The organism is Vibrio sp. 10N.222.52.B12 (genome assembly GCF_002875385.1).
GTDB lineage: Bacteria > Pseudomonadota > Gammaproteobacteria > Enterobacterales > Vibrionaceae > Vibrio > Vibrio jasicida.
In genome coordinates this window covers 14,071-38,097 of sequence record NZ_MDAW01000103.1, presented here as the reverse complement: position 1 = coordinate 38,097, position 24,027 = coordinate 14,071, and the positions used below count along the sequence as shown (strand labels likewise).

Genomic DNA, 24,027 nt, shown 5'->3' with positions numbered 1-24,027 from the left:
TTCGACCACTCATCCATAGAGCGAATGCGCTTAACAAAAGAGATGAATACCATACATCCTGAGCTTAAAAAATTACCCTACCTAACAAACCAAGGACAATTGCTATGATGTGGTTTCTAACCTGTGTCGCAGCCCTCATCGGCGGATACTTCATCTACGGTGCTTTCGTTGAGAAGATTTTCGGCATCAATGAGAATCGTCAAACGCCAGCTCATACTAAGACGGACGGCGTTGACTACGTTCCAATGTCAACCAAGCGTGTTTACCTTGTTCAGCTTCTGAACATCGCAGGTGTTGGTCCTATCTTTGGCCCAATCATGGGTGCCCTATACGGTCCTGCTGCAATGCTTTGGATTGTTGTTGGCTGTATCTTCGCAGGTGCGGTACACGATTACTTCTCAGGCATGCTTTCTGTTCGTAACGGCGGTGCATCAGTACCAACAATTACGGGTCGCTACCTAGGCAATGGCGCAAAACACTTTATGAACATCTTTGCCATTGTCCTATTGCTTCTTGTTGGTGTGGTATTCGTGTCAGCGCCAGCAGGCATGATCACAAACCTAATCAACGACCAAACTAGCTTTAGCGTAAGCATGACAACCATGGTTGTGTTGATTTTCGCTTACTACATCATCGCGACAATTGTTCCTGTAGACAAAATCATCGGTCGCTTCTACCCATTGTTTGGCGCGCTACTGATCTTCATGTCTGTAGGTCTAATGACTGCTATTGCTTTCTCTAGCGAACACACTGTGATGGGTGACTTCCAAGTAAGCGACATGCTGACTAACTTGAACCCGAACGATATGCCTCTATGGCCTGCACTATTCATCACTATCGCATGTGGTGCTATCTCTGGCTTCCACGCAACTCAGTCTCCACTGATGGCGCGTTGTATGGAAAATGAGAAGAACGGTCGCTTCGTATTCTACGGTGCAATGATTGGTGAAGGCGTTATCGCGCTAATCTGGTGTGCTATCGCTCTGTCTTTCTTCGGCACGCTTGATGGCCTTGCAGAAGCAGTGAAAAACGGTGGCCCTGGTAACGTGGTATACAGCGCTTCATTCGGTCTACTGGGTGTATTCGGTGGTGTGATTGCCTTCCTTGGTGTTGTTATTCTGCCAATCACATCGGGTGACACCGCATTCCGCTCAAGCCGTCTGATTCTTGCTGAATACTTCGGTATGGAACAGAAAACACTACGTAACCGTCTTCTAATGGCTCTACCACTGTTCGTTATCGGTGGCATTCTGACTCAAGTAGACTTCGGTATTATCTGGCGCTACTTCGGTTTCGCAAACCAAACAACAGCAGTAATGATGCTTTGGACTGCGTCGGCTTACCTACTACGTCACAACAAACTGCATTGGATTACGACTATCCCAGCAGTCTTCATGACAACCGTGTGTGTCACTTTCATTTTGAACAACAGCACGCTAGGCTTCGGTCTACCAATGCAAATCTCGACAATCTCTGGCGTTTTGTTCGCTCTTGCTGCAGCGGCTTACGTTATCAAAATCTCGAAAGGCAAAGGCGAAACAGATCTTGCAGATGAAGATAAACCAGACACTGTCTCAGAAACGGCGTAATGAAATCCTTCGCTTGCTAACCGATTCATTATCAATATCTGGATAACGCTAAGAGCCTGCCTATCGCAGGCTCTTTTTCTTTCTCTTTAAAGAATGAATTCACTTACAATAACAACATCATGTCTAGGTTAGGTTCGCTATGGAACTGATCATCTCCCTTTTGCAACAAATGTGTGTTTACTTAGTGCTGGCTTATATGCTGAGTAAAACGCCAATCATTCTTCCCTTACTGAGCATTTCTTCTCGCTTAAGTCACCGACTCATTTGTTATGTGCTTTTCTCTGGTTTTTGTATCCTAGGCACCTACTTCGGTTTACAGATCAACGACGCGATAGCAAACACGCGTGCAATTGGTGCGGTGATGGGAGGACTGTTTGGCGGTCCTGTTGTCGGTTTTGCGGTGGGCTTAACTGGGGGGATTCATCGTTATACTTTAGGCGGTTTTACCGACTTAGCTTGTGCGATTTCCACAACAGCAGAAGGGCTCATTGGGGGGCTACTCCACGTTTACCTCATTAAGCGTAACAAAGGGGCAATGCTGTTTAACCCGAGCGTAGTATTCAGCATTACTTTTGTTGCAGAAATCGTTCAGATGGTGCTGCTGCTTGCTGTCGCTAAACCATTCAACCAAGCCTATGAACTCGTTTCAGCGATTGCTGCCCCAATGATCATCGCTAACTCCGTTGGTGCCGCTCTGTTTATGAGTATTCTGCAAGATCGTAAAACCATTTTTGAAAAGTACTCGGCCGCCTTTTCCCGCCGAGCATTAAGCATTGCCGACCGCTCAGTTGGTATTCTCAGCACCGGATTTAACAGCGAAAATGCCGATAAGATCGCCCGCATCATTTATGAAGAAACCAAAGTAGGCGCAGTCGCCATTACTGACCAAGAGAAGATTCTGGCTTTCGTTGGCATCGGCGATGATCATCATAGGCCAAATACTCCAATCTCATCGCAGAGTACGCTCGACTCAATGGAGAAGAACGACATCATCTACCTTGATGGCAGTGAGCACCCTTACCAATGTTCATTAGCACAAGACTGTAAACTGGGCTCCGCACTGATAATTCCACTACGAGCAGGAAAAGAAGTGGTGGGCACCATTAAGCTTTACGAACCAAAACGTAAGCTGTTCTCGACGGCAAATATGTCAATGGCAGAAGGCATTGCTCAGCTTCTTTCGAGTCAAATTCTTTATGGCGATTACCAACAGCAACAAACGTTATTAGCTCAGGCAGAAATCAAACTACTGCACGCGCAAGTGAACCCACATTTCTTATTCAACGCGCTAAACACCATCAGTGCGATTACGCGTCGTGATCCAGATAAAGCACGAGAACTGATCCAAAACTTGTCGCACTTCTTCCGTAGTAACTTAAAACAGAACATCAATACCGTGACGCTGAAAGAAGAATTAGCACATGTGAATTCCTACTTATCGATCGAAAAAGCACGCTTTACTGATCGCCTAGAAGTTGAGATTGATATTGAACCTGAACTGCTGGATATCAAGTTACCAAGCTTTACGCTGCAACCTTTGGTCGAAAATGCAATCAAACACGGCATCTCGACTATGTTGGAAGGCGGCAAAGTAAAAATCTATAGCCAACCTCATGCACAAGGGTACCTTATTACCGTGGAAGACAATGCAGGCAGCTATGAATCACCAAAAGAGAATCATTCTGGTTTGGGGATGGAAATTGTCGATAAGCGCCTCTCTAATCAATTTGGACGTGATTCAGCGCTAAAAATTAACTATCAACAACACCAATTTACTAAAATGAGTTTTATCATTCCCTCATCGCGATAAGCGCAATAAAAACGCATAAAAAGGTAATGCTGGATGTTAACCGCCCTCGTCATTGATGATGAACAGTTTGCTCGTGAAGAGCTGGCAGAGCTATTGGACGAAACAGGCCAAATTGAAGTAATAGGCGATGCATCAAACGCCATTATGGGCCTTAAGAAGATCAATGAGCTCAAGCCCGATGTGGTGTTCCTTGATATCCAAATGCCTCAGGTGACGGGCATCGAGCTACTGGGTATGTTAGATCCAGAGACCATGCCCTACGTGGTATTTGTTACCGCTTACGACCAATATGCGATTCAAGCTTTTGAGGACAATGCGTTCGACTATCTATTAAAACCGGTTGATCCATGCCGCTTAACAAAGACGGTGAAACGCTTAAATAAAGTCGTTAGCCAATCAGCTTTGACGCAACAAATCTCCAGCATTGCTCCTGATAGCCTTGATCAAATCCCATGCATTGGCCACAACCGCATTGTGATCATGGCAACCGAGACAGTTGAGTCTGCTTACAGCGATATTAGCGGTGTGCATGTGCGCTCTACCAACCAAACGGCCAGTACACAGTTAACGTTGAAAACCTTGGAAGAAAAAACGCCACTGGTGCGTTGTCATCGCCAGTATCTGGTGAGTATCAAAGCCATCAGCGAGATTAGATTATTGGAAAACGGCCTAGCTGAAATCATCACCAAAACAGGCTTTGAGATCCCAGTGAGCCGCCGTTACTTAAAGGTGCTCAAAGAACTTCTAGGCATCAGTCACTAAGCTCAGACTCTGGCATAACTCGTGTAGAAATTCCCAATTAAAAAGGCGACCTTGTGGTCGCCTTTTTGATGTTTGACTCGTCTTAATCGACTTGCTTAATTTGTAGCTCTTTTGGCACTTCGAAGAACATGTTCTCTTCACGACCAAGCACTTCGTCTACCGCTTCTGCACCAACCAGCTCTTTGATGCGATCTAGGATTTGGTTTACCAGCTCTTCTGGTGCAGATGCGCCAGCAGTCACACCAACTTTCACTTTGCCTTCAAACCATTCAGGCATGATGTCTTCTGGGCAGTCTGTTAGGTATCCTGGCGTACCTAGCTTTTCAGCCAGTTCTTTTAAGCGCGTTGAGTTTGATGAATTCTTGGAACCTACAACAACCATCACATCTACATCAGCAGAAAGCTCACGCACGGCATCTTGACGGTTTTGCGTCGCGTAGCAGATGTCATCTTTACGAGGACCTTGGATGTCTGGGAATACGCGGCGTAGCTCTTCAATTACGTCAGCAGTTTCATCAACAGACAGTGTCGTTTGGCTCACGTAGTGCAGATCCGATGGATCTTTCACGATCGCTTTTAGCTTCTCAACATCGGCTGGCGTTTCCACTAGGTACATGCCGCCTGTATCACTTGAATACTGACCCATTGTGCCTTCCACTTCTGGGTGACCAGCGTGACCGATCAGTACCACTTCCATATTGCGACGGCTTGCACGTGCCACTTCCATATGTACTTTGGTTACCAGTGGACAGGTCGCATCGAATACCGTTAGGTCACGAGACTTCGCTTCTTGACGAACAGCTTGAGATACACCATGAGCGGAGAAAATCACAATGTGGTTGTCTGGAACTTCGTGCAGTTCTTCAACGAAGATAGCACCACGCTGTTTTAGACCTTCAACCACAAAACGGTTATGCACCACTTCATGTCGAACATAGATAGGTGGCTGATACATCTCTAGCGCACGCTCTACGATGCTAATCGCGCGGTCAACACCAGCACAGAAACCACGTGGGTTAGCTAACAGGATTTTCATTTCATTGCTCATGGAAGTTATCTTTTATTTGGTTCGCTATTCTACTGACAAAATTTCGACTTCGAAAGTCACGTCTTGTCCCGCGAGTGGATGGTTGAAGTCCACAGTCACTGAGTCACCAGCAATCTCAGTGATAATGCCTGGAATTTCCATTCCATCAGGACCGCTAAATGCCATGATTGTGCCGACTTCAACTTCCGCTTCGCCAACAAATTTAGTGCGGTCCATATAGTGGATATGGTCTGGGTTTGGCATACCAAAAGCGTCCGCCGCTTTTAGTTCAATTGCCTTTTGCTCGCCTACTTGTAAGCCCAGTAAGCATTGCTCGAAGTTCTCACTCAAGCTACCGTCGCCCATAACGAACTTAGCAGGTTTGCCCATATTATGTGTACTGTCCGCTACAGAGCCATCTTGCATTTTAATGGTGAAGTGCAGCGTTACTGCTGAATCTTGATTTATTGTTGTCACGTTACTGCTTCCTTGTTCTTGGGTTTCCTGCGCTCTATCTGATCACCTGCTGTGATTGCTTTTTATTGTACGAAGATACGCGGATTGGGCTCCAACATAATAAAAAGCGTCGTCCGAATCAACGGACGACGCTTAGGGTTATTCGATATATCGCAAAAGATTACTTGTCAGCGTCCTTTTTGCGAAAGCCATCAAGAATGATCATTGCCGCACCAATACAGATAGTTGTATCTGCAAGGTTGAATGCTGGCCAGTGGTAGTTACCCCAGAAGAAGTCTAGGTAATCAACAACAAAGCCATGAACAACACGGTCAAACACGTTGCCCACTGCACCACCAATAATCAGTGCGTAAGCGATGTTGTTCCATTTTTCCTTTGCTGGAAGCTTGCTCATCCAGTAGGTCAAAAGACCTGTCACAACAAACGCGATACCTGTGAACAACCAGCGCTGCCAACCCGCTTGATCGCTCAAGAAGCTGAATGCTGCACCGTAGTTATGAACATAAAGTAGGTTGAAGAATGGCAGCACCTCAATTCGGTTTGCCCATCCATAGCCCATGTTGTCCATCACCACCAATTTGATGCCAATATCTGCAATAAATACCAGAATTGCTAACCACAGCCAGCGAACTCCAGATTGCTTTAACGTCAGTGCTTTTTCACTCATTACTTTACCTACAAACAGCCCCAGTAAATACTGGGGCTGTTAATTTTAAAAAAAGTTCAGTCGTTCTAGGCAATTACGCGAATTTACGTACTTCACCTTCGCCGTCTACGTTCGACACACAACGACCACAGATCTTCTCGTGACCTTCGATTGTGCCTACGTCTGGCGTGTGGTGCCAACAACGGTCACACTTCTCGCCTTCAGCTGCTGCTACTTCAACAAACAAGCCTTCGATATCCGTCGTTTGTGCTGCATCAGTCTTCTCACTTAGTGGCTTAACTTTCGCAGCAGATGTTAGTAGAACAAAACGCAGTTCATCTTCAAGTTTGTTGATCTTCGCCGCGAGTGCGTCATCAGCAAATAGAGTCACTTCAGCTTGTAGTGCACCACCAATGGTTTTCTCTTTACGCGCATCTTCTAGAAGTTTGTTTACTGCACCACGAACCGCTTGGAGCTCAGTCCAGAATTCGTTGTTCAGCTCTTCACCTTCAGCAAGACCGAATAGACCATCGAACCACTCACCAGTGAATACGAACTTGTCGCGTTGACCTGGCATTTCGTTCCAGATTTCATCTGCAGTGAACGACATGATTGGCGCCATCCAACGAACTAGCGCTTCTACGATGTAGTAAAGTGCAGTCTGACAGCTACGTTGAGCGTTGCCGCCACGTTTTGCTGTGTACTGACGGTCTTTAATAACGTCTAGGTAGAAAGAGCCCATTTCGATTGAACAGAATTGCATTAGACGCTGAGTCACACCGTGTGTGTTGTACTCTTCGTATGCTTTAACAATCTCTTCTTGTGCAGCTAGTGCACGACCAACCGCCCAGCGATCTAGCGCAACCATTTCTTCAACAGGAACGATGTCTGTTTCAGGATTGAAGCCGCTTAGGTTAGCAAGGAAGAAACGCGCTGTGTTACGGATACGACGGTAAGCATCTGCGCTGCGTTTTAGGATTTCATCAGAAACCGCAACTTCACCCGTATAGTCTGTTGAAGCAACCCATAGACGAAGAATGTCAGCACCTAGCTTGTTAGTTACGTCTTTTGGTGCAACTACGTTACCGATAGATTTCGACATCTTACGACCGTGACCGTCAACCACGAAACCGTGTGTCAGTACTTGTTTGTAAGGCGCTTCGTCTTTCATCGCGATAGATGAAATTAGAGAAGACTGGAACCAACCACGGTGTTGGTCAGAACCTTCTAGGTATAGGTCTGCACTGTTGCCGTTGTACTCTTCACGAGCATCAACCACAGAGAAGTGAGTCACACCTGAATCGAACCATACGTCTAGCGTATCTAGTACTTTTTCGTATTGGTCAGCGTCAGCACCTAGTAGTTCAGCTGCATCTACATCCCACCATGCTTGGATGCCTTTCTCTTCAACCAGCTTAGCGACTTTCTCGATCAGCTCTAGCGTGTTTGGATGAAGTTCTGCTGTTTCTTTATGAACAAACAGAGCAATTGGCACACCCCAAGTACGTTGACGAGAGATACACCACTCAGGGCGACCTTCGATCATACCTTCGATACGGCTTTGCCCCCACTCAGGCATCCACTCTACGTTCTTGATTGACTCTAGTGCTTTAGCACGTAGGCCAGCTTGGTCCATAGAAACGAACCATTGAGGCGTAGCACGGAAGATGATTGGAGTCTTATGACGCCAACAGTGTGGGTAGCTGTGCTCGTAAGCGTGGTGGTGTAGTAGTGCACCTTTTTCTTTCAGTACTTCTACTACTGCATCGTTCGCTTTAAATACGTGCTGACCAGCAAATAGCTCTGTATCTGGTAGGTAAACGCCGTTTGAGCCAACTGGGTTTGCTACTTCTAGGTTGTACTTGTTACCAACCGCGAAGTCTTCTTGACCGTGACCAGGTGCAGTGTGAACAACACCAGTACCTGAATCAGTCGTAACGTGATCACCAAGGATCGCCGGTACAGTGAAATCGTAGAATGGGTGTTGGAATTGAGAAAGCTCAAGATCCGCACCTTTAGCAAAGCCAAGGTTGTGGAAGTGCTCGATACCCGCACGATCCATTACGTCTTTCGCCAGCTCAGCAGCAACGATGATACGCTCAGCGTTGTCGCCTTCTGTTTGGATAAGCACGTACTCTAGATCATCACGTAGACATACTGCGCGGTTTGCTGGCAGTGTCCAAGGTGTTGTTGTCCAGATAACGATAGATACGTCACCGTGACCTTCATGACCTTCTGTCAGTTCAAACTTAGACAATAGTGCCGCTTCGTCAGCCGCTTTAAAACGAACGTCGATAGATGGCGATACTTTATCTTTGTACTCAACTTCAGCTTCAGCCAGTGCTGAGCCACAGTCTGTACACCAGTGAACTGGTTTAAAACCTTTCAGTAGGTGACCTTTGCTTGCGATCTTACCAAGAGCACGGATGATGTTCGCTTCAGTTGCGAAATCCATAGTGCGGTATGGCTTGTCCCACTCACCCATGATGCCAAGACGCTTGAAGCTCTCTTTTTGACCTTCAACCTGACCTGCAGCGTACTCACGACATTTCTCGCGGAACTCAGCTGCTGTCACTTTTTGACCTGGTTTGCCGACTTTCTTCTCTACCATCAATTCAATTGGTAGACCGTGGCAGTCCCAGCCTGGGATGTAAGGTGCGTCAAAACCTGAAAGTGTTTTGGATTTAATAATAATGTCTTTAAGAATCTTGTTTAGTGCGTGACCAATGTGAATGTCACCGTTCGCGTAAGGAGGGCCATCGTGCAATACGAATGACTTTTTGCCTTTCTTCGCTTTACGGATTTCACCGTAAAGATCTTCTTTGTACCAACGCTTAAGCATTTCTGGCTCACGATTGGCCAGGTTGCCGCGCATTGGAAACCCTGTTTCAGGTAAGTTCAGGGTATCTTTATACTCACTCATCGATTCTTAATTCCGTTATATTGGGCGAAAATTAGACATTATGTTGAACGGTGGAATAAACCGCTCAACGCTTAAGCTGACGCAGCCACACCCTTGCTGCTTCAGCATCCAATACGATTTGTTGTTTAAGTGCTTCAAACGACTCAAACTTTTGCTCATCTCTAAGTTTATGCAAAAGTTTCACTTCTAGCTGTTTACCATATAAATCAGCATGAAAGTCGAATAAGTGTACTTCTAACTGTTGGCGAACACCATTAACCGTCGGTCGTTGACCAATGTTAGCGACACCACCAATCGGCTTATCTCCTAAGCCAAGCGCTTGAACAACATAGACTCCGGAAACCGGAGAAACACAGCGTTTCAAAGGAATATTTGCCGTAGGGAACCCGATGGTTCTACCTAGTTTTCTTCCATGTGAAACACGACCGCTGATGCTGTAATCTCTTCCCAGCATCTCATGTGCGGACTGCAAATCATCACGAGCCAATGCATCTCGAATTGCTGTACTGCTGACTCGTAACTGCTGTAAACAAAAGCTTTGAGTACTTACGACTTTAAAGCCGTACTTTTCCCCCGCTTCTTGTAGCATTGCAAAGTTACCTGTTCGACCTTTGCCAAAACAGAAATCATCACCAATGACAAGAAACTTAACACCCAATCGAGTAACCAACAAGTCACGGATAAACTCTTCCGCCGTTAGGTCGGAAAAATGACGATTGAAGTTAACGCAAAGTAAGCGATCAATATCCAGCTTACTCAGCTGGACAAATTTGTCTCGCAGTCGCGTTAACCTTGCTGGTGCCTTATCTCGAGCGAACAGCTCCATAGGCTGAGGTTCAAAGGTCATCACAACCGAAGGTAACAAAAGTTTCTTCGCTTGTTCAGACACTTGTTGCAATACTTGTTGATGGCCTCTATGTACGCCATCGAAATTGCCAATAGTCAGCACGCAGCCTTGATGGCGCGACTTGATATTGTGAATGCCTCTAATCAGTTCCATTGGATACTGCTTTATGCCTCTGTTTTTACTTTGCACTGTGTGAAACTGACGGATTATATACCAATCAACCTTATTCTGTCCCAGCTTTTAGATCTTTTAAACGAACACCGAGTAAAAACACCACAGCAAGGTAAACCGCGGCACCTAAACCAATCAACATCGCTAGCACACCACTACGATGAGCAAAGCTCCAATCCAACCACACCGACATGTCTTCGAGCTGCCATAGAATTGCCGCAACCATTGCGCCCCCCGCCACCATCAAACGAACAATAAAAAAGACCGTTCGCTTGGTGACTTGGTACACCCCAGCAATATGTAAACCACGATACAACAATGCCATGTTTACAAACGCAGAGAGTGCAGTGGCAATCGCAAGGCCAACATAACCGTAGAAATAAGCAAAAATTGCATTGAAGACCATATTGGTCACCATCGCAATAATGCCGTATTTCACAGGCGTTTTGGTGTCTTGACGCGAGTAGTAGCCCGGAGCGAGCACTTTAATTAACATAAAGTTAAGCAAGCCTGAGGCGTATGCTAATAAAGAGAGAGAAGCTTGATGTACATCTTGCGGGGAAAACTCTCCACGCATAAACAACACCATCAACATAGGCTTCGCTAATGCCATCAACCCAAGCATGGCAGGAATACCCAGTAAGGTCACCATGCGCACGCCCCAATCCATGGTATGAGCAAAACCTTCACTGTGAGCATCTACGTGTTTACGTGACAATGCAGGGAGAATCACCGTCGCAATCGCGATACCAAACAAACCTAACGGGAATTCAAGTAAGCGATCTGAATAGTACAACCAACTGATCGAACCGGTTTGCAGAAAACTGGCAATAAAAGTATCAAACAATAAGTTGATTTGGCTTACCGACACACCAAATAAGGCAGGAATCATCAAGGTACGGATCTTCACCACACCCGGATCGCGCCAACCCCATTTAGGCTTAACCATTACTCCCGCTTTAATAAGGAAGGGAATCTGGAATAGAAACTGAACAAGGCCACCTAGTAATACGCCAATCGCAAGACCGATTTCTGGTTGCGACATCTGAGGCGAAATAAACCACGCCGCCAAAATGATCATCACATTGAGGAAGACAGGCGTAAAAGAAGAGACGGCAAACTTACCTAAGGTATTAAGGATCGCACCAGAAAGCGCAACAAAAGTAATGAACCATAAATAAGGAAAGGTAATCTTGAGCATGACACTGGCAAGTTCGAACTTCTCAGCGGCCGGGCCGCCATGCATCCAGTCTAGGAACCAACCAAAACCAAACAGCGCCGTCACTACACCAGAGCCTAAAACCCCTAGAATGGTAACAATAGAGACAATCACGCCCAGCGTACCAGCCGCACGAGCAATCAACTCACGAGTTTTATCCATATCCCCTTGAGCGTGACTTTCGGTTAGTACTGGCACAAAGGCCTGAGAAAATGCGCCTTCTGCGAACAAACGGCGTAAGAAATTAGGAATTTTATTGGCAAAGAAGAAGACGTCGGCACTCGCGCCTGCCCCCATCAAGTTTGCTACTACCACATCACGAACTAAACCTAGGACGCGCGAAATTAATGTCATGGCACTGACGATCATGCCAGACTTGAGCAGTCGTTTACTCACTGTAACCTCGGAATATCACCAAAAGATAGCCAACCCTATTCCTCTAAGCCTTTGAAAGCTACAAATGGGCGTTAAAAATATATCCGTTTATTGTCAGATCTAGGCGGATAATTATTAGCAATGGTCTAAAAATGCTGTTAGAATCCCCGCCATCTTAACCGCGATAACCTTTCTTACCAAAATTTGTTTTGGCTTCGATTGGTTTTTGCACAAATCATTTGACATTTAGGCGCAAATGAGGGATAGTCCTCGCCCTTAAATTGTCACAGAAATAAGTTTTTGGGAGTTAGACCCTTGGCAAATAGTAAATCTGCTAAGAAGCGCGCTATCCAAGCTGAGAAACGTCGTCAGCACAATGCTAGCCGTCGCTCAATGATGCGTACTTACATGAAGAAAACTGTTGCTGCTATCGAAGCAGGCGACAAAGAAGCTGCAACTGCTGCATTCGCTGCAGTTACACCTATCCTAGACCGTATGGCGACTAAAGGCCTTGTTCATAAGAACAAAGCAGCACGTCATAAGTCTCGTTTCGCTGCACAAATCAAAGCTCTTTAATAGAAACTTGATTTTACAGTGAAGAAAAAACCGGCTACTGCCGGTTTTTTTATATCTAAATTCCGTGTAACTCATCGAATTTTAGACAATAAAAAAGCTGGCGATGCCAGCTTTTCTTATATGTGACCTGTCATCACATGGCCTCTGCACAGTAAAGGCCATGAAGCGTTTGGATTAATTCCTTCACTTCATCACTCTTTAACGTGTAGTATACCGTTTGTGCTTCTTTTCTCGTAGCCACCAGTTCGTCGCGACGAAGCCAAGCTAAATGTTGAGACAGTGCCGATTGGCTCAACTCTAGTTTTGCGCAAAGTTCCCCGACCGATAGTTCTTGATTATGCAGCATGCAAAGGATTTGTAGGCGTCTCTCGTTTGCCATTGCTTTAAGCAACACGACAGCTTTGGCGGAGTTTTTCTCCATTTCTTGTAGATTCATGTGCTGGACCTCTAGCTACAACTTACTTTCCCCAACCCTGGCCAGTTTGTTGTGTTACAAAGATTTTATAATTTAGAGTTATAGTTTTGTCGATAGTAATCTATTTATTTGCGCAACGAAACGTGTTCATTCAAACATTTGGCTAAAATCTGCATCACAAACGTTCTTAACTGCTGGATGTTGTATCATTCGTTCAGCAAAAATAACGTAATACTCTTCTTTAAGGTCGTCTACGTGACCGATCAGTTGTAAATTGCGGTCATCTTCAATCTCCGACATATAAACGGTCGGAGCTAAAAAAATCACATCATCACGATAACGAGCAAATGCCTTCATTAAGGCAACATCATCAAACTCGCCCAGCACATCTGGCTGTAATCCTTGTCTATCAAACCACTGCAATACTTTACGTCCCATTGCCGTCCTACTGGCTGGGATAAGTAATTTTTTATTCTCTAAAACTTCAGGAAATTTCACATCTGGTATTTCAGACGAAGCAAAAAAGCTCATGCTACTCTCACCTAACTTCTTGCTGTAAAGGCCCGGACTTTGTGTTGAGTCCACCGGACAATCAGAAAGGATCATATCAAGTTTATGCTGGGATAAACGCTCCAAAAGCAGTTCGTGAGTCGATTCGTAGCAGCGTAAGTGAATGCTGTTATCTTCAGGAACCGTCGTCATTAAGACTTTGCTTACGAGTCGCTTAGATAGTGCATCGGCAACGCCAACTTCGAAAAGAATATTAGAGTGCTGGCTGTAGTTAACGATATCGAGCATTTCGTAGCTCAAACCAAACATACGGTCGGCGTACTTAAACACCAACTGTCCTAGTTCTGTTGGTTCTACCGTGCGCCCATTACGCTTGGTCAACTTCCCCTTCATGCGGTCTTCAAGTGCTTTGATCTGCCCAGTTACAGTTTGTGGTGTTAGAAATAAAGCATCAGCAGCTTTAGTTACAGAACCTTGTTTGCACACCATCCAGAAGTAATAAAGGTGGTTGTAATTTAGATGTGACATCATCAATCCCTATAAAGAAGATGACACTTTTTATATCAAATGTGACAAGGACAGACAAGAAGTTCGGCAAAACCTACAATAAATAAGAAAAAGATAAGTTTTACCGAAAATAACGAATTCACACTGTCATAAAACTTGAAGTAAAACGCACTTTTTTAATCTCATCAAGATAAGTGGCAGCGAACCAACAACACAGAAAATTACATAAATTTCAATCAATTATAATACTGTGAATTTTTCTTCACAGGCAACTATTAAAAAGAATAATAAAAATTCTCCATAGAAACCGAACTGTAATATTACTGAAATATTTAATCTCTAACATCGCCCTCAGTTTCAACAACAGACCAAATAAACGAACTGAAAGGTCCACGGAGAAAATTATGATGAACCAAGCTACTTCAACAGCAGCACCAATCTCGAGCACGACTCGCTGGTTACGCTGGGCTAACTTGGCATTCATGTTATATCTGCTTCTTCTAGCAGTATCTATGGTTGGTAGCGGCTTCAAATGGGCGACTGGCGATCAAGCTAAAGTACTCTTTGAATTTGCGTCTCACCCAGTCGCAGGTCTAATGATCGGTTTGGTGGCTACGGCCCTAATCCAATCTTCAAGTACCGTAACTTCTATTATTGTAGGTTTGGTTGCAGGTGGTTTACCTGTAGAAACCGCTATTCCTATGGTAATGGGTGCTAACATCGGTACTACCGTAACAAATACTCTTGTTTCACTTGGCCACGTACGTTGTAAAGAAGAATTTAAACGTGCATTCGCAAGTGCAACAATCCACGATTTCTTTAACTTACTTGCAGTACTGATCTTCCTACCATTGGAAATGATGTTCGGCATTCTAGAAAAGATTTCACACTGGTTAGTATCGCCTCTACTAAAAACTGGCGATATGAGCATGGGTGGTTTTGACTTCATCAAACCAATCACTAAACCTGTAGTAAGCGCGATTAAAGAGCCTCTATCTACATTTGGTGACACCATGGGTGGTGTAGCACTAATCGCTCTAGGTATCGGTACTATCTTCGTCGCTATCACTGTTATGGGTAAGCTAATGAAGAGCCTGATGGTTGGTCGTGCTCGTGACATCCTTAAGAACGCAATCGGTCGTGGTCCTATCCACGGTATCGTATCGGGCTCTGTAGTAACGGTTCTTGTTCAGTCTTCTTCTACGACAACAAGTCTAATGGTTCCACTAGTAGGCTCAGGTGTTCTAAAAGTACGTGATATCTACCCGTTCACTTTAGGTGCTAATATCGGTACATGTATCACGGCTCTACTAGCAGCAACAGCAGTATCTGGTGAGTTCGCGGTATTCGCACTACAGATTGCATTAGTACACCTAACGTTCAACATTCTGGCGACACTGTTCATCTTCGGTATCCCGTTCCTACGTGAGATTCCAGTAAAATGTGCAGAAGTAATTTCAGAAATGGCTATTAAGAACAAAGCGGTTGTAGCAGGTTACCTACTAGCAGTATTCATCGTGCTACCAGGCTCTATCCTTGCTCTGACAGCATAATAATAAGATTACCATCGCTTATGTTAGGCTCCACTTCGGTGGGGCCTTTTTTCGTTTTAGAGAAGTAAGAACGGGCTCGCCCTAGGAACGCTAAGCTCCGAGAGGGATAAGGCTCGATGATATCCACCTAAGACATCAAGTCCTGCCAAAATTCTTTAAGTTCAACTTCCTTTCACTAAGCTTCTGGTCCCCCACTCTCGATACCTACAGCGGAGCGCTCTCATTTCTTGATCACGCAGTAAACTATGGTAAAAGAGATTCCCGACGACCGTTTGATTTCAGAGTGAGTGAACATCATCTTCAAGAGCGAGGCTCGAGTGAGTTGGAGGATCTTTTATCCCCTCTCACATTTCGAAGCGTAGCGTTCTGTAGGGCGAAGCCTGTCCGCCACCCTTCGGATATAAAAAAGCCGCCCATAAAGGCGGCTTAGAAACTCAATATACTCGTTAAACTGAGAACGGGTACTGAATTGGATCGTGGTGCTCGTAACCTTCTACCCAGAAGTCATCTAGAGTTACCCATGTTTCCAAATCTTCTAGAGATTTGATTTCTGGATTGATGTGGAAGGTTGCAGCTTTCAGAGGTTCACGCTTCAACTGGATGTCACGCATTGGCGCAAGCTGATCTTCGTAGATGTGTGCATTAACAATCTTATGATAAGCCTGACCAGGTTTCTTACCTGTAATTTGCGCCATGATTGCCAAGAACACATACACTTGAACCATATTGAAGTTCAGACCCAGCGGAACGTCACAAGAGCGCTGCGTGCTGTTTAGGTACAGCGTGTCACCTAACAGTGAGAAGTGGTGGCTGTACATACATGGGCGCAAACACCCCATATGGAACTCTCCAGGGTTGTAGAAGTTTAGGATTTCACCACGGTCATCAACACCGCGCGTTAAATCATCCACAATCTTACGCAGCTGGTCGATATGACCGCCATCTGGCTTCGCCCATGAACGACCTTGAACGCCGTATACACGTCCCATGTCATCTTCACCCTTGCGGAATGAGTTGTTCAGCCATGCTTCATTTAGGTTTGCGTTCGCATCCCATGTTTTCGTACCTAACTTACGGAAGTCTTCAGCGTTGTCGTAGCCTCGGATATAACCAAGTAGCTCAGCAACTGCCGCTTTCCAAAAGCTCTTACGTGTCGTTACTAATGGGAATTGGTTGTTGGCAACATCGTAGGTCAAGTCTGCGTTGATCACCGTTAGGCAGCGTTTGCCTGTGCGTTCGTTTTCAACCCAAGTGCCTTGGTCAACGATACGCTGACACAAATCTAAATACTGTTTCACACCAATTCCTTACTTCGTTTCTGCTTGGACTTTGTCTTGGTAAAGACCACGTTTGTACGCCCAAACCATCATAAGCACACCTAGAATGATCATTGGTGAAGATAGGATTTGCCCCATCGAAATATAACCACCAAATAAACCAAGCTGTGCATCCGGTTCACGGACAAACTCAACTAGGAAACGGAATGTACCATATCCAGCTAAAAATAGCCCTGATACCGCCCCTAAAGGACGAGGCTTTTTAATAAACCAGTTCAAGATTAAGAACAGTACGATACCCTCTAGGAACATCTCATAAAGCTGAGATGGATGACGTGGGAGTGGTCCACCATTCGGGAAGATAATCGCCCATGGTACGTCTGTCACGCGGCCCCAAAGCTCACTGTTCATAAAGTTACCCATACGGCCCATACCAAGGCCAAATGGCACAAGCGGTGCCACAAAGTCTGCCACGCCAAAGAAAGTTCGACCATTCTTGTGCGCGTACCAGAACATGGCAGTAATCACGCCCATTAAACCACCGTGGAACGACATGCCGCCGGTCCAAACTTTAAATAGGTACAAAGGGTCCGCTAAGAATAAATCGAAGTTGTAGAAAATCACGTAGCCAACACGACCACCAATCACTACCCCAAGGAAACCCGCAAACAACAAGTCAGAAACTTGCTCACGTGTCCAACCACTACCCGGCTTATCTGCGCGGCGGTTTGCCAGCCAAAGTGCGAACATGAAGCCGACAAGGTACATCAAACCGTACCAACGAACAGAAACAGGACCAATAGAGACTAAAACCGGATCAATATTGGGAAATTCAAAGTATCCCTGAGACATAACTCATTCTCTTCTTATTACTAATAAAACAGGTGGACTTTACAGCAGCATGGTCGCTGCAACAAACATCAAGAATACGGCAAATATTTTCTTCAATACCGCAGTTGGAAGGGTAGAAGCCAGTTTTGCGCCAACTTTAGTCGTGAGCATCGACGTCATGGCGATTGCTAACAAAGCTGGAAGGTACACATAACCTACACTGTAGTCAGGTAATCCTTCTACTTTGTAGCCATGTAAGATGAATCCAATCATGCCTGAGATGGCGATCACGCAGCCGCACACCGAAGAGGAGCCAACCGCTTTACGCATTTCAATACCATGTTTGTTCAAGAAAGGGACCGACAGTGAACCACCGCCAATACCTGCAAGACTTGATACCACACCAATTCCCGTTCCGTACATCATAGTGACCGGACTACTCGGCATGGGCTTCTCGCTTTTCGTTTTAATTGAACGAAACATCTGCACCGCTAGACACAACACAATCACACCAAAGACTTTCGGTAAATAGTGTGTAGGGATCCATTCGGCGATATTGGCACCAACAAAACCACCGATAACCACACCAGGCATCAGCCATTTCACGACGAACATATCGACGTTACCCAGTTTAAGGTGATTCATCGCCGACGAACCGGAGGTCACGATGATACTCGCCAAGGAAGTAGCAAGTGCCATGTGCATACTCATTTCAGGAGAAATGCCAGCTAAAGGAAGAAGATACAGTAATGCCGGTACAACTATTAGCCCGCCTCCGATGCCTAAGAGTCCTGCCATCACGCCAACGAAAGCGCCTAGCGCGAGCAATAATATAAATAAAGAGATGGTCACAATTACCTACTTCTTACCTGCACGAATAAAGCCGGCAAAACCTTGTTGAATAAAGAAATCATGCATCATTTGATGGATTTCTTGCCCATAAGAGCATGACATGGCTTTTTCGACGAGTTTTTCTAATTCTTTTTGCTGGCTATGGCGAATCAAATACTTCACCTTAGCCACGTTAGAGGTGTTCATACTCAAACTGTCGTAACCTAAGCCCAACAGTAAAAGGGCACCAAATGGGTCGCCTGCGAGCTCACCACAGATACAGACCGGAACCTGATATTGATGGCAAACATCATGAATTTGCTTCAACGCCAGCAGTACTGCCGGATGCATGGATTCATAGACATCCGCAACACGAGAATTGTTCCGATCGACCGCCAACAAATATTGAGTTAAATCGTTAGTACCAACAGAAACGAAGTCAACACGATGGGCTATCGCGGGCAATAAGTACACCATTGATGGCACTTCAATCATTACCCCAACCTTCGGCGCTTGAATGCGGTCATCCAATAACACGACTTCGCTGTAAGCTTGGTTAATCAGCGTAATAGCATCATCCAGCTCTTTAATACCAGAAACCATCGGTAGTAAGATGCTTAGATTACCACTTTCCGCACTCGCCCTAAGCATCGCACGCAACTGGATCAAAAAGATATCAGGGTGATCCAACGTAAAACGAATACCTCGCCAACCCAAAAACGGATTATCTTCTTCAATCGGAAGATACGGTAACGGTTTATCACCACCGATATCCAGCGTACGCATTACGACTCGTTGATTTGGATAGCTATTGAGGATTGCTTGATACTGATGATACTGCTCATCTTCCGATGGAAAGTGATGCTTAAGTAAAAAAGCGATTTCAGTACGGTACAAACCCACGCCATCCACACCAGAGTTGATGGCGATATTGCTATCCGCACTCAAGCCCGCGTTGAGCATGACTTCAATCGGATGGTCATCTTGTGTGATCGCAGGCAGTGCAAGATCTTTGTTCACCATTGCGAACAATTCAGATTCTTCACTCACTAAGCTGCGATATTCACGCAGCAATTGACGGTTCGGTTCTAAATAGATCTCGCCAGTGTAGCCATCGACAATGCCCTTCTTGCCGTTTACAGCGCGAGTATTAATGTTTGCGCCCATAATGGCAGGAACACCCAGCGCACGAGATAGAATCGCAGCATGGGAGTTCGCCGCACCTTCCAGCGAAACAACGGCAAGTAAGTGCTGTTTTGGTATTGAAGCAAGTAGCGTCGCCGTGAGTTCATTGGCAACTAAAATCACCGGGCGATCAATCGAGGCATGCTCTTGCTCACTATTATGTAAAAAGTAAAGCAAGCGTTGCCCAAGCTCGCGAATGTCTTGAGCACGTTCACGTAGATAAACGTCTGACATACGCGCGAAGCGGTTTGAGTAGGTTTCGACGACTTGTCGCAATGCCCAATCCGCTCGGTCGCCTTTTTCGATCTGCTTCTTAAGATCACCACGCAACATTGGATCGTTGAGTAAGTGGGTAAAGAGGTCAAAAATAGCTAACGCGTCTTTATTGATTTCGCTGTCAAACTTCTTACGCATACGGCGAAAATCATTCAACGCTCTTTCCACAGCAACCGCCAAAAGTTCATGTTCCCTTTCTTTATCTAAGGCAGAGGCAGGGAAAACATCACTTAAATTAGGTTGAGTATTATCAAACCAGAACTCACCGATAGCGACACCAGTCGAAGCTGGAAGCCCCTTGATAACAGTCGGCTTGGAAGCGAGTTGCCAGTGACCTAAGTTTTGCGCATGCGCAATCAACACAGCAAGCTGCGCAGATAAGGTCACAAGGAAAGACTCTTCCATCTCACTAAACAAGCGTGGGGTTTTCTGCTGGATAACCAGAACACCGAGCACTTGTTTACGATGAATGATCGGCGTACCTAGAAAGGAGTGGTAAACCTGCTCACCGAGTTGAGGGAAGAATTTAAAATCAGGATGGGTTGAAGCCTCAGCTAAGTTTAGGGGTTCCGCACTGCGTTTGACTAAACCGACCAAGCCTTCGTTGAAGTTGATATGAATACTATCGCCTTCAAAAATAAGGCCTTGAGTTGCCATTAACTCAAGGCGCTGCATTTCATCATTAGCTAGATAAATAGTACAACACTCAGTGCATAGGGCTGCGCAAGTCTCTTTAACCAATATATCCAGTGCCTGATGCACATCATCGACTCTGGAGACTTTCTCAACTATTTCCCTTAGCTGACTGAGCATGTTGATCCTCTATCTACGTTGCTTTTTTCTTTTCCCTTTCGTCTTACGCTCTCGAAAAGGCATGGCTAAAGATGCAAACTCTTTCATCGCACGACGATAAACGTCTCGCTTGAAAGAAACAACTTGCCTAACTGGATACCAGTAGCTTACCCAGCGCCAACCATCAAATTCAGGGGATTTCCCACGCTGCATATTGATGCGGGATTCATCGCATTCTAATCGCAGCAGAAACCATTTCTGTTTTTGGCCGATACAAACAGGCTTGGAGTCCCAACGCACCAATCGCTTTGGTAGCTTATATCTTAACCAATGACGACTTGTTGCGATGATCTTAACGTCTTTTTTCGTCAGACCGACTTCTTCATATAACTCCCTGAACATGGCTTGTTCAGGTGTTTCACCTTCGTCAATCCCACCTTGTGGAAATTGCCATGAGTGTTGCCCGTATCGTTTAGCCCAGAAGACCTGACCATGGTTATTACAGATCACAATACCAACATTAAGTCGGTAACCATCGCCATCTATCACCGGCTAACCTCTATGAATAATTTTTTATTACCGTGATTTTTCCACATATCCCCATTACTAGCAAACTTACTGATGTGATATGAGCAAGATTTATTACCTTTTGGCCTTTTTTGGATATCTTTTAGACAGACATTATTTTATCAACACAAGATTGAGACATAGCCCACATTTATTCACCTTTTCTGTGAATAACTTTGTGAAGAAATCATTATCAATAAAGATTTTTGTTCAAAACCATTACAAGCAATATTTTCCAACCACAAACAAAATAAACATAAGATATTGATTATAAAAACATAAAACACAAAAATGGCGATTTAACGATCTTTATTTTCCTGATGATCTTTTCACCAAATACAGATCGGTCAAAGATCGCTCAATCGGTTATTTATCCACATTGAACAGGTAGGACTTCATGACATCTCAATAAAATCAAGTCTCAATCCACCTTTAAACCCCTGTTTATTCATCCAGCCCACATGGAGATCCTATTGGTGGCTTTCTAATCTGTGGATAAGTTATGAATTGATCATTCTTAATCCAGCTCGGTGAAATCTTGGACAGTCGATTTTGATGAAATTTGGTAGACTAACGTTTTCCCTCATCACATTGCCGTTATGAAACCAGAACCACAATCCGAAGCTGAACTGATGGAGCGCGCACATGATATTGCGGGCTTAAGCTTTACAGAGCTTGCCGAAGAGGCAGGAATGGCTGTTCCTGAAAACTTAAAACGCGATAAAGGCTGGGTTGGGCAATTACTGGAATGGCATTTAGGTGCGCCAGCAGGAAGCAAACCGCAACAAGACTTTGCTAAGCTTGGGATCGAGCTAAAAAGCATTCCGATCAGTCATTCAGGTCGACCACTAGAGACAACCTTTGTCTCTGTTGCGCCATTGACTGGGGTTCAGGGACTCACGTGGGAAACCAGTCACGTTCGCAACAAACTGTCACGAGTACTGTGGGTACCTGTAGAGGGCGAGCGCGAGATTCCTTTGGCAAAGCGAAGAGTTGGTAGCCCATTGATATGGTCACCCGATCAAGAAGAAGAGTTAATTCTAAAAAATGATTGGGAAGAACTGATGGAATTGATCGTGTTGGGTAAGTTTGATCAAATTTCCGCCAGACATGGAGAAGCGCTTCACTTGCGACCTAAAGCAGCAAACGCAAAAGCACTAACTGAAGCTTACAGCTCAAATGGTAAACCGATAAAAACCCTGCCCCGTGGTTTCTACCTTAGGACACAATTCACCGAACAGATATTATTGAAGCACTACATCAACGCCCAATCAGAATGATCAGTGTGTCACGAGTGACAACTCAATATCACAGTACGAGGCTGTACCTTCACTGCCAAACTCATCGTAGGCATTGTGCAGCCTCAAATAAGCTTTATCTATCCCCAACCTCAGCAGTTCTTCTTTCACCAGATCCAATGAGCCGAAATGAATCGGATCTTCACCGTCTTTGATCGGTTCAAGTTGGTGTTTGTACTCCACTGCTAATAGGTAATCAGAGACATCAGAACAACCAATCACAAAGACCTTAGGCGTTTTATAGGAGTCTTTGTGATAGCCATGCAACCACATGTCGAGTTGATGCTTCTGCATATTGCACCTCCTTTACAAGATCCTTTAAGTCTAGTTACCGTATTGATAACTTTCGAGTTAACTACATAACGAAACTTAAATCATTTGCGACAGCAACTCAAAATCCCCTATATTGGAATGACTTATTCAGTCGGTAACTCTTCAAGGATGTGAAATGCAATATACAAAACTACCGCACTCATCACTCGAGATCAGTAAGATCTGCCTTGGCACTATGACGTTTGGTGAGCAAAATACCGAACAAGAAGCTTTTCAACAGCTCGACTTTGCCCTCGATCATGGGGTGAACTTCATCGATACTGCCGAGATGTATCCCGTACCACCGAAAGCAGAGACACAAGGACTCACCGAGCAGTACATTGGCAATTGGTTAGCGAAAAGTGGTAAACGTGAGAAAGTGGTTTTAGCAACTAAAGTAGCTGGTCCGCGCAACGTCCCATACATTCGTGAAAACATGAGCCTTAACCGTCGCCATATTCACACTGCGATCGACGATAGCTTAAAACGCCTGCAAACCGATTATGTCGATCTATACCAATTGCATTGGCCACAGCGTCAGACCAACTGCTTTGGTCAGCTCAACTACCCTTACCCAGATAAACAAGAAGAGGTCACACTGATCGAGACCCTTGAAGCTCTAACGGAGTTAGTCAACGCAGGTAAAGTGCGTTACATCGGTGTCTCAAACGAAACGCCATGGGGCGTGATGTCACTGCTGCGTTTGGCAGAAAAGCATGACTTACCAAGAATCGTTTCAATCCAAAATCCATATAACTTACTTAATCGCAGTTTCGAAGTTGGTTTGTCTGAAATCAGCCACTACGAAGGCGTTCAGCTGCTGGCTTATTCACCACTAGCATTTGGTTGTTTGAGCGGTAAATACCTCAACGGAGCAAAACCAGAAGGTGCGCGTTGCACGGTTTGGGAACGCTTCGCTCGCTACTTCACACCACAAGGTGTTAAAGCGACAGAAGCATACGTCAACCTAGCGAGAGACCATGGATTAGATCCTGCGCAAATGGCGCTTGCCTTCGTCAATCAGCGCCCGTTTGTGGGTTCAAATATCATTGGCGCTACTAACCTAGAACAGCTTAAATCCAATATCGACAGTATCGATGTTCACCTAAGTGAAGCGTTGCTAAATGATATCCAAGCGATTGGTACGACTTACTCGAACCCATGCCCATAGTATTTCACTTCCCAATAGACTAAAAACAAAGAGGCTGACCACAATGGTCAGCCTCTTTGCATTGGCGAATTAAACCCAAG

21 protein-coding genes are annotated in these 24,027 nt (G+C 45.1%); 7 read left to right on the top strand and 14 right to left on the bottom strand.

Annotation, left to right across the window (positions count from 1 at the left end):
- The first annotated feature begins 104 nt into the window (after positions 1–104).
- From BCT11_RS07520 to btsR, 3 genes are all read left to right on the top strand, one after another.
- A complete protein-coding gene (locus tag BCT11_RS07520) occupies positions 105–1,589 on the top strand; it encodes a carbon starvation protein A (RefSeq protein ID WP_039973777.1) in 1,485 nt (494 codons plus the stop codon).
- A gap of 139 nt (positions 1,590–1,728) precedes the next feature.
- Positions 1,729–3,399 carry a sensor histidine kinase gene (locus BCT11_RS07515; protein ID WP_038876256.1) on the top strand — a complete coding sequence of 557 codons (1,671 nt, stop codon included), beginning with the start codon at positions 1,729–1,731 and terminating at the stop codon, positions 3,397–3,399.
- A 33-nt stretch (positions 3,400–3,432) separates the two neighbouring features.
- Positions 3,433–4,161: a two-component system response regulator BtsR gene (gene btsR / locus BCT11_RS07510; RefSeq protein WP_045400249.1), complete on the top strand. Its 729-nt coding sequence runs from the start codon at positions 3,433–3,435 to the stop codon at positions 4,159–4,161.
- 82 nt (positions 4,162–4,243) lie between these two features.
- Here btsR and ispH read toward each other — a convergent pair whose 3' ends face one another.
- The 6 genes from ispH to murJ form a co-directional block, all read right to left on the bottom strand.
- Positions 4,244–5,209 carry a 4-hydroxy-3-methylbut-2-enyl diphosphate reductase gene (gene ispH / locus BCT11_RS07505; protein WP_198593927.1) on the bottom strand — a complete coding sequence of 322 codons (966 nt, stop codon included), beginning with the start codon at positions 5,207–5,209 and terminating at the stop codon, positions 4,244–4,246.
- A gap of 24 nt (positions 5,210–5,233) precedes the next feature.
- Positions 5,234–5,665, bottom strand: coding sequence for an FKBP-type peptidyl-prolyl cis-trans isomerase (gene fkpB / locus BCT11_RS07500; RefSeq protein ID WP_038876251.1), 432 nt, complete (start codon positions 5,663–5,665; stop codon positions 5,234–5,236).
- Between the two features lie 160 nt (positions 5,666–5,825).
- Positions 5,826–6,332, bottom strand: a complete 507-nt coding sequence (gene lspA / locus BCT11_RS07495; protein ID WP_005440576.1) for a signal peptidase II — start codon at positions 6,330–6,332, stop codon at positions 5,826–5,828.
- Between the two features lie 73 nt (positions 6,333–6,405).
- Positions 6,406–9,234, bottom strand: a complete 2,829-nt coding sequence (gene ileS / locus BCT11_RS07490) for an isoleucine--tRNA ligase (protein ID WP_054756171.1) — start codon at positions 9,232–9,234, stop codon at positions 6,406–6,408.
- A 64-nt stretch (positions 9,235–9,298) separates the two neighbouring features.
- On the bottom strand, positions 9,299–10,234 hold the full coding sequence (gene ribF, locus BCT11_RS07485) for a bifunctional riboflavin kinase/FAD synthetase (RefSeq protein WP_038866392.1): 936 nt from the start codon (positions 10,232–10,234) through the stop codon (positions 9,299–9,301).
- A 70-nt stretch (positions 10,235–10,304) separates the two neighbouring features.
- Positions 10,305–11,867 (bottom strand): murein biosynthesis integral membrane protein MurJ, encoded by a 1,563-nt coding sequence (gene murJ, locus BCT11_RS07480; RefSeq protein WP_045498982.1) that lies wholly within the window; start codon positions 11,865–11,867, stop codon positions 10,305–10,307.
- A gap of 294 nt (positions 11,868–12,161) precedes the next feature.
- Here murJ and rpsT point away from each other — a divergent pair, with 294 nt between their 5' ends.
- Entirely contained in the window at positions 12,162–12,422 is a 261-nt protein-coding gene (gene rpsT, locus BCT11_RS07475) for a 30S ribosomal protein S20 (protein WP_005440571.1), read from the top strand.
- Between the two features lie 133 nt (positions 12,423–12,555).
- Here rpsT and BCT11_RS07470 read toward each other — a convergent pair whose 3' ends face one another.
- Together BCT11_RS07470 and nhaR are read right to left on the bottom strand one after the other, a co-directional pair.
- Complete coding sequence (locus BCT11_RS07470; RefSeq protein WP_038866389.1) at positions 12,556–12,858, bottom strand: metalloregulator ArsR/SmtB family transcription factor; 303 nt, start codon at positions 12,856–12,858, stop codon at positions 12,556–12,558.
- Between the two features lie 126 nt (positions 12,859–12,984).
- Complete coding sequence (gene nhaR / locus BCT11_RS07465) at positions 12,985–13,875, bottom strand: transcriptional activator NhaR (RefSeq protein WP_038866387.1); 891 nt, start codon at positions 13,873–13,875, stop codon at positions 12,985–12,987.
- Between the two features lie 383 nt (positions 13,876–14,258).
- Between nhaR and BCT11_RS07460 the strand changes: the two genes are divergently transcribed.
- Positions 14,259–15,407 carry a Na/Pi symporter gene (locus BCT11_RS07460; RefSeq protein ID WP_005440565.1) on the top strand — a complete coding sequence of 383 codons (1,149 nt, stop codon included), beginning with the start codon at positions 14,259–14,261 and terminating at the stop codon, positions 15,405–15,407.
- A gap of 446 nt (positions 15,408–15,853) precedes the next feature.
- Here the strand turns inward: BCT11_RS07460 and BCT11_RS07455 are convergent, their stop codons facing one another.
- The 5 genes from BCT11_RS07455 to rppH are packed head-to-tail and all read right to left on the bottom strand — an operon-like array spanning position 15,854 to position 21,148.
- Positions 15,854–16,705, bottom strand: a complete 852-nt coding sequence (locus BCT11_RS07455; protein ID WP_102387800.1) for a thymidylate synthase — start codon at positions 16,703–16,705, stop codon at positions 15,854–15,856.
- 9 nt (positions 16,706–16,714) lie between these two features.
- Positions 16,715–17,536: a prolipoprotein diacylglyceryl transferase gene (gene lgt / locus BCT11_RS07450; protein WP_038866385.1), complete on the bottom strand. Its 822-nt coding sequence runs from the start codon at positions 17,534–17,536 to the stop codon at positions 16,715–16,717.
- Positions 17,537–17,575: 39 nt separating this feature from the next.
- A complete protein-coding gene (locus tag BCT11_RS07445; protein WP_038866383.1) occupies positions 17,576–18,367 on the bottom strand; it encodes a sulfite exporter TauE/SafE family protein in 792 nt (263 codons plus the stop codon).
- Positions 18,368–18,373: 6 nt separating this feature from the next.
- Positions 18,374–20,620, bottom strand: coding sequence for a phosphoenolpyruvate--protein phosphotransferase (gene ptsP, locus BCT11_RS07440; protein ID WP_102387799.1), 2,247 nt, complete (start codon positions 20,618–20,620; stop codon positions 18,374–18,376).
- A gap of 9 nt (positions 20,621–20,629) precedes the next feature.
- Positions 20,630–21,148, bottom strand: a complete 519-nt coding sequence (rppH, locus tag BCT11_RS07435) for an RNA pyrophosphohydrolase (protein WP_005434895.1) — start codon at positions 21,146–21,148, stop codon at positions 20,630–20,632.
- A gap of 617 nt (positions 21,149–21,765) precedes the next feature.
- Between rppH and mutH the strand changes: the two genes are divergently transcribed.
- Entirely contained in the window at positions 21,766–22,446 is a 681-nt protein-coding gene (gene mutH / locus BCT11_RS07425; protein WP_102387798.1) for a DNA mismatch repair endonuclease MutH, read from the top strand.
- Here mutH and BCT11_RS07420 read toward each other — a convergent pair whose 3' ends face one another.
- The gene (locus BCT11_RS07420) at positions 22,447–22,758 is read right to left on the bottom strand and encodes a DUF6482 family protein (RefSeq protein ID WP_038866376.1); all 312 of its coding nucleotides are present in this window, start codon (positions 22,756–22,758) and stop codon (positions 22,447–22,449) included.
- A 154-nt stretch (positions 22,759–22,912) separates the two neighbouring features.
- Here BCT11_RS07420 and BCT11_RS07415 point away from each other — a divergent pair, with 154 nt between their 5' ends.
- A complete protein-coding gene (locus tag BCT11_RS07415; RefSeq protein WP_038866375.1) occupies positions 22,913–23,947 on the top strand; it encodes an NADP(H)-dependent aldo-keto reductase in 1,035 nt (344 codons plus the stop codon).
- The last annotated feature ends 80 nt before the right edge of the window (positions 23,948–24,027 follow it).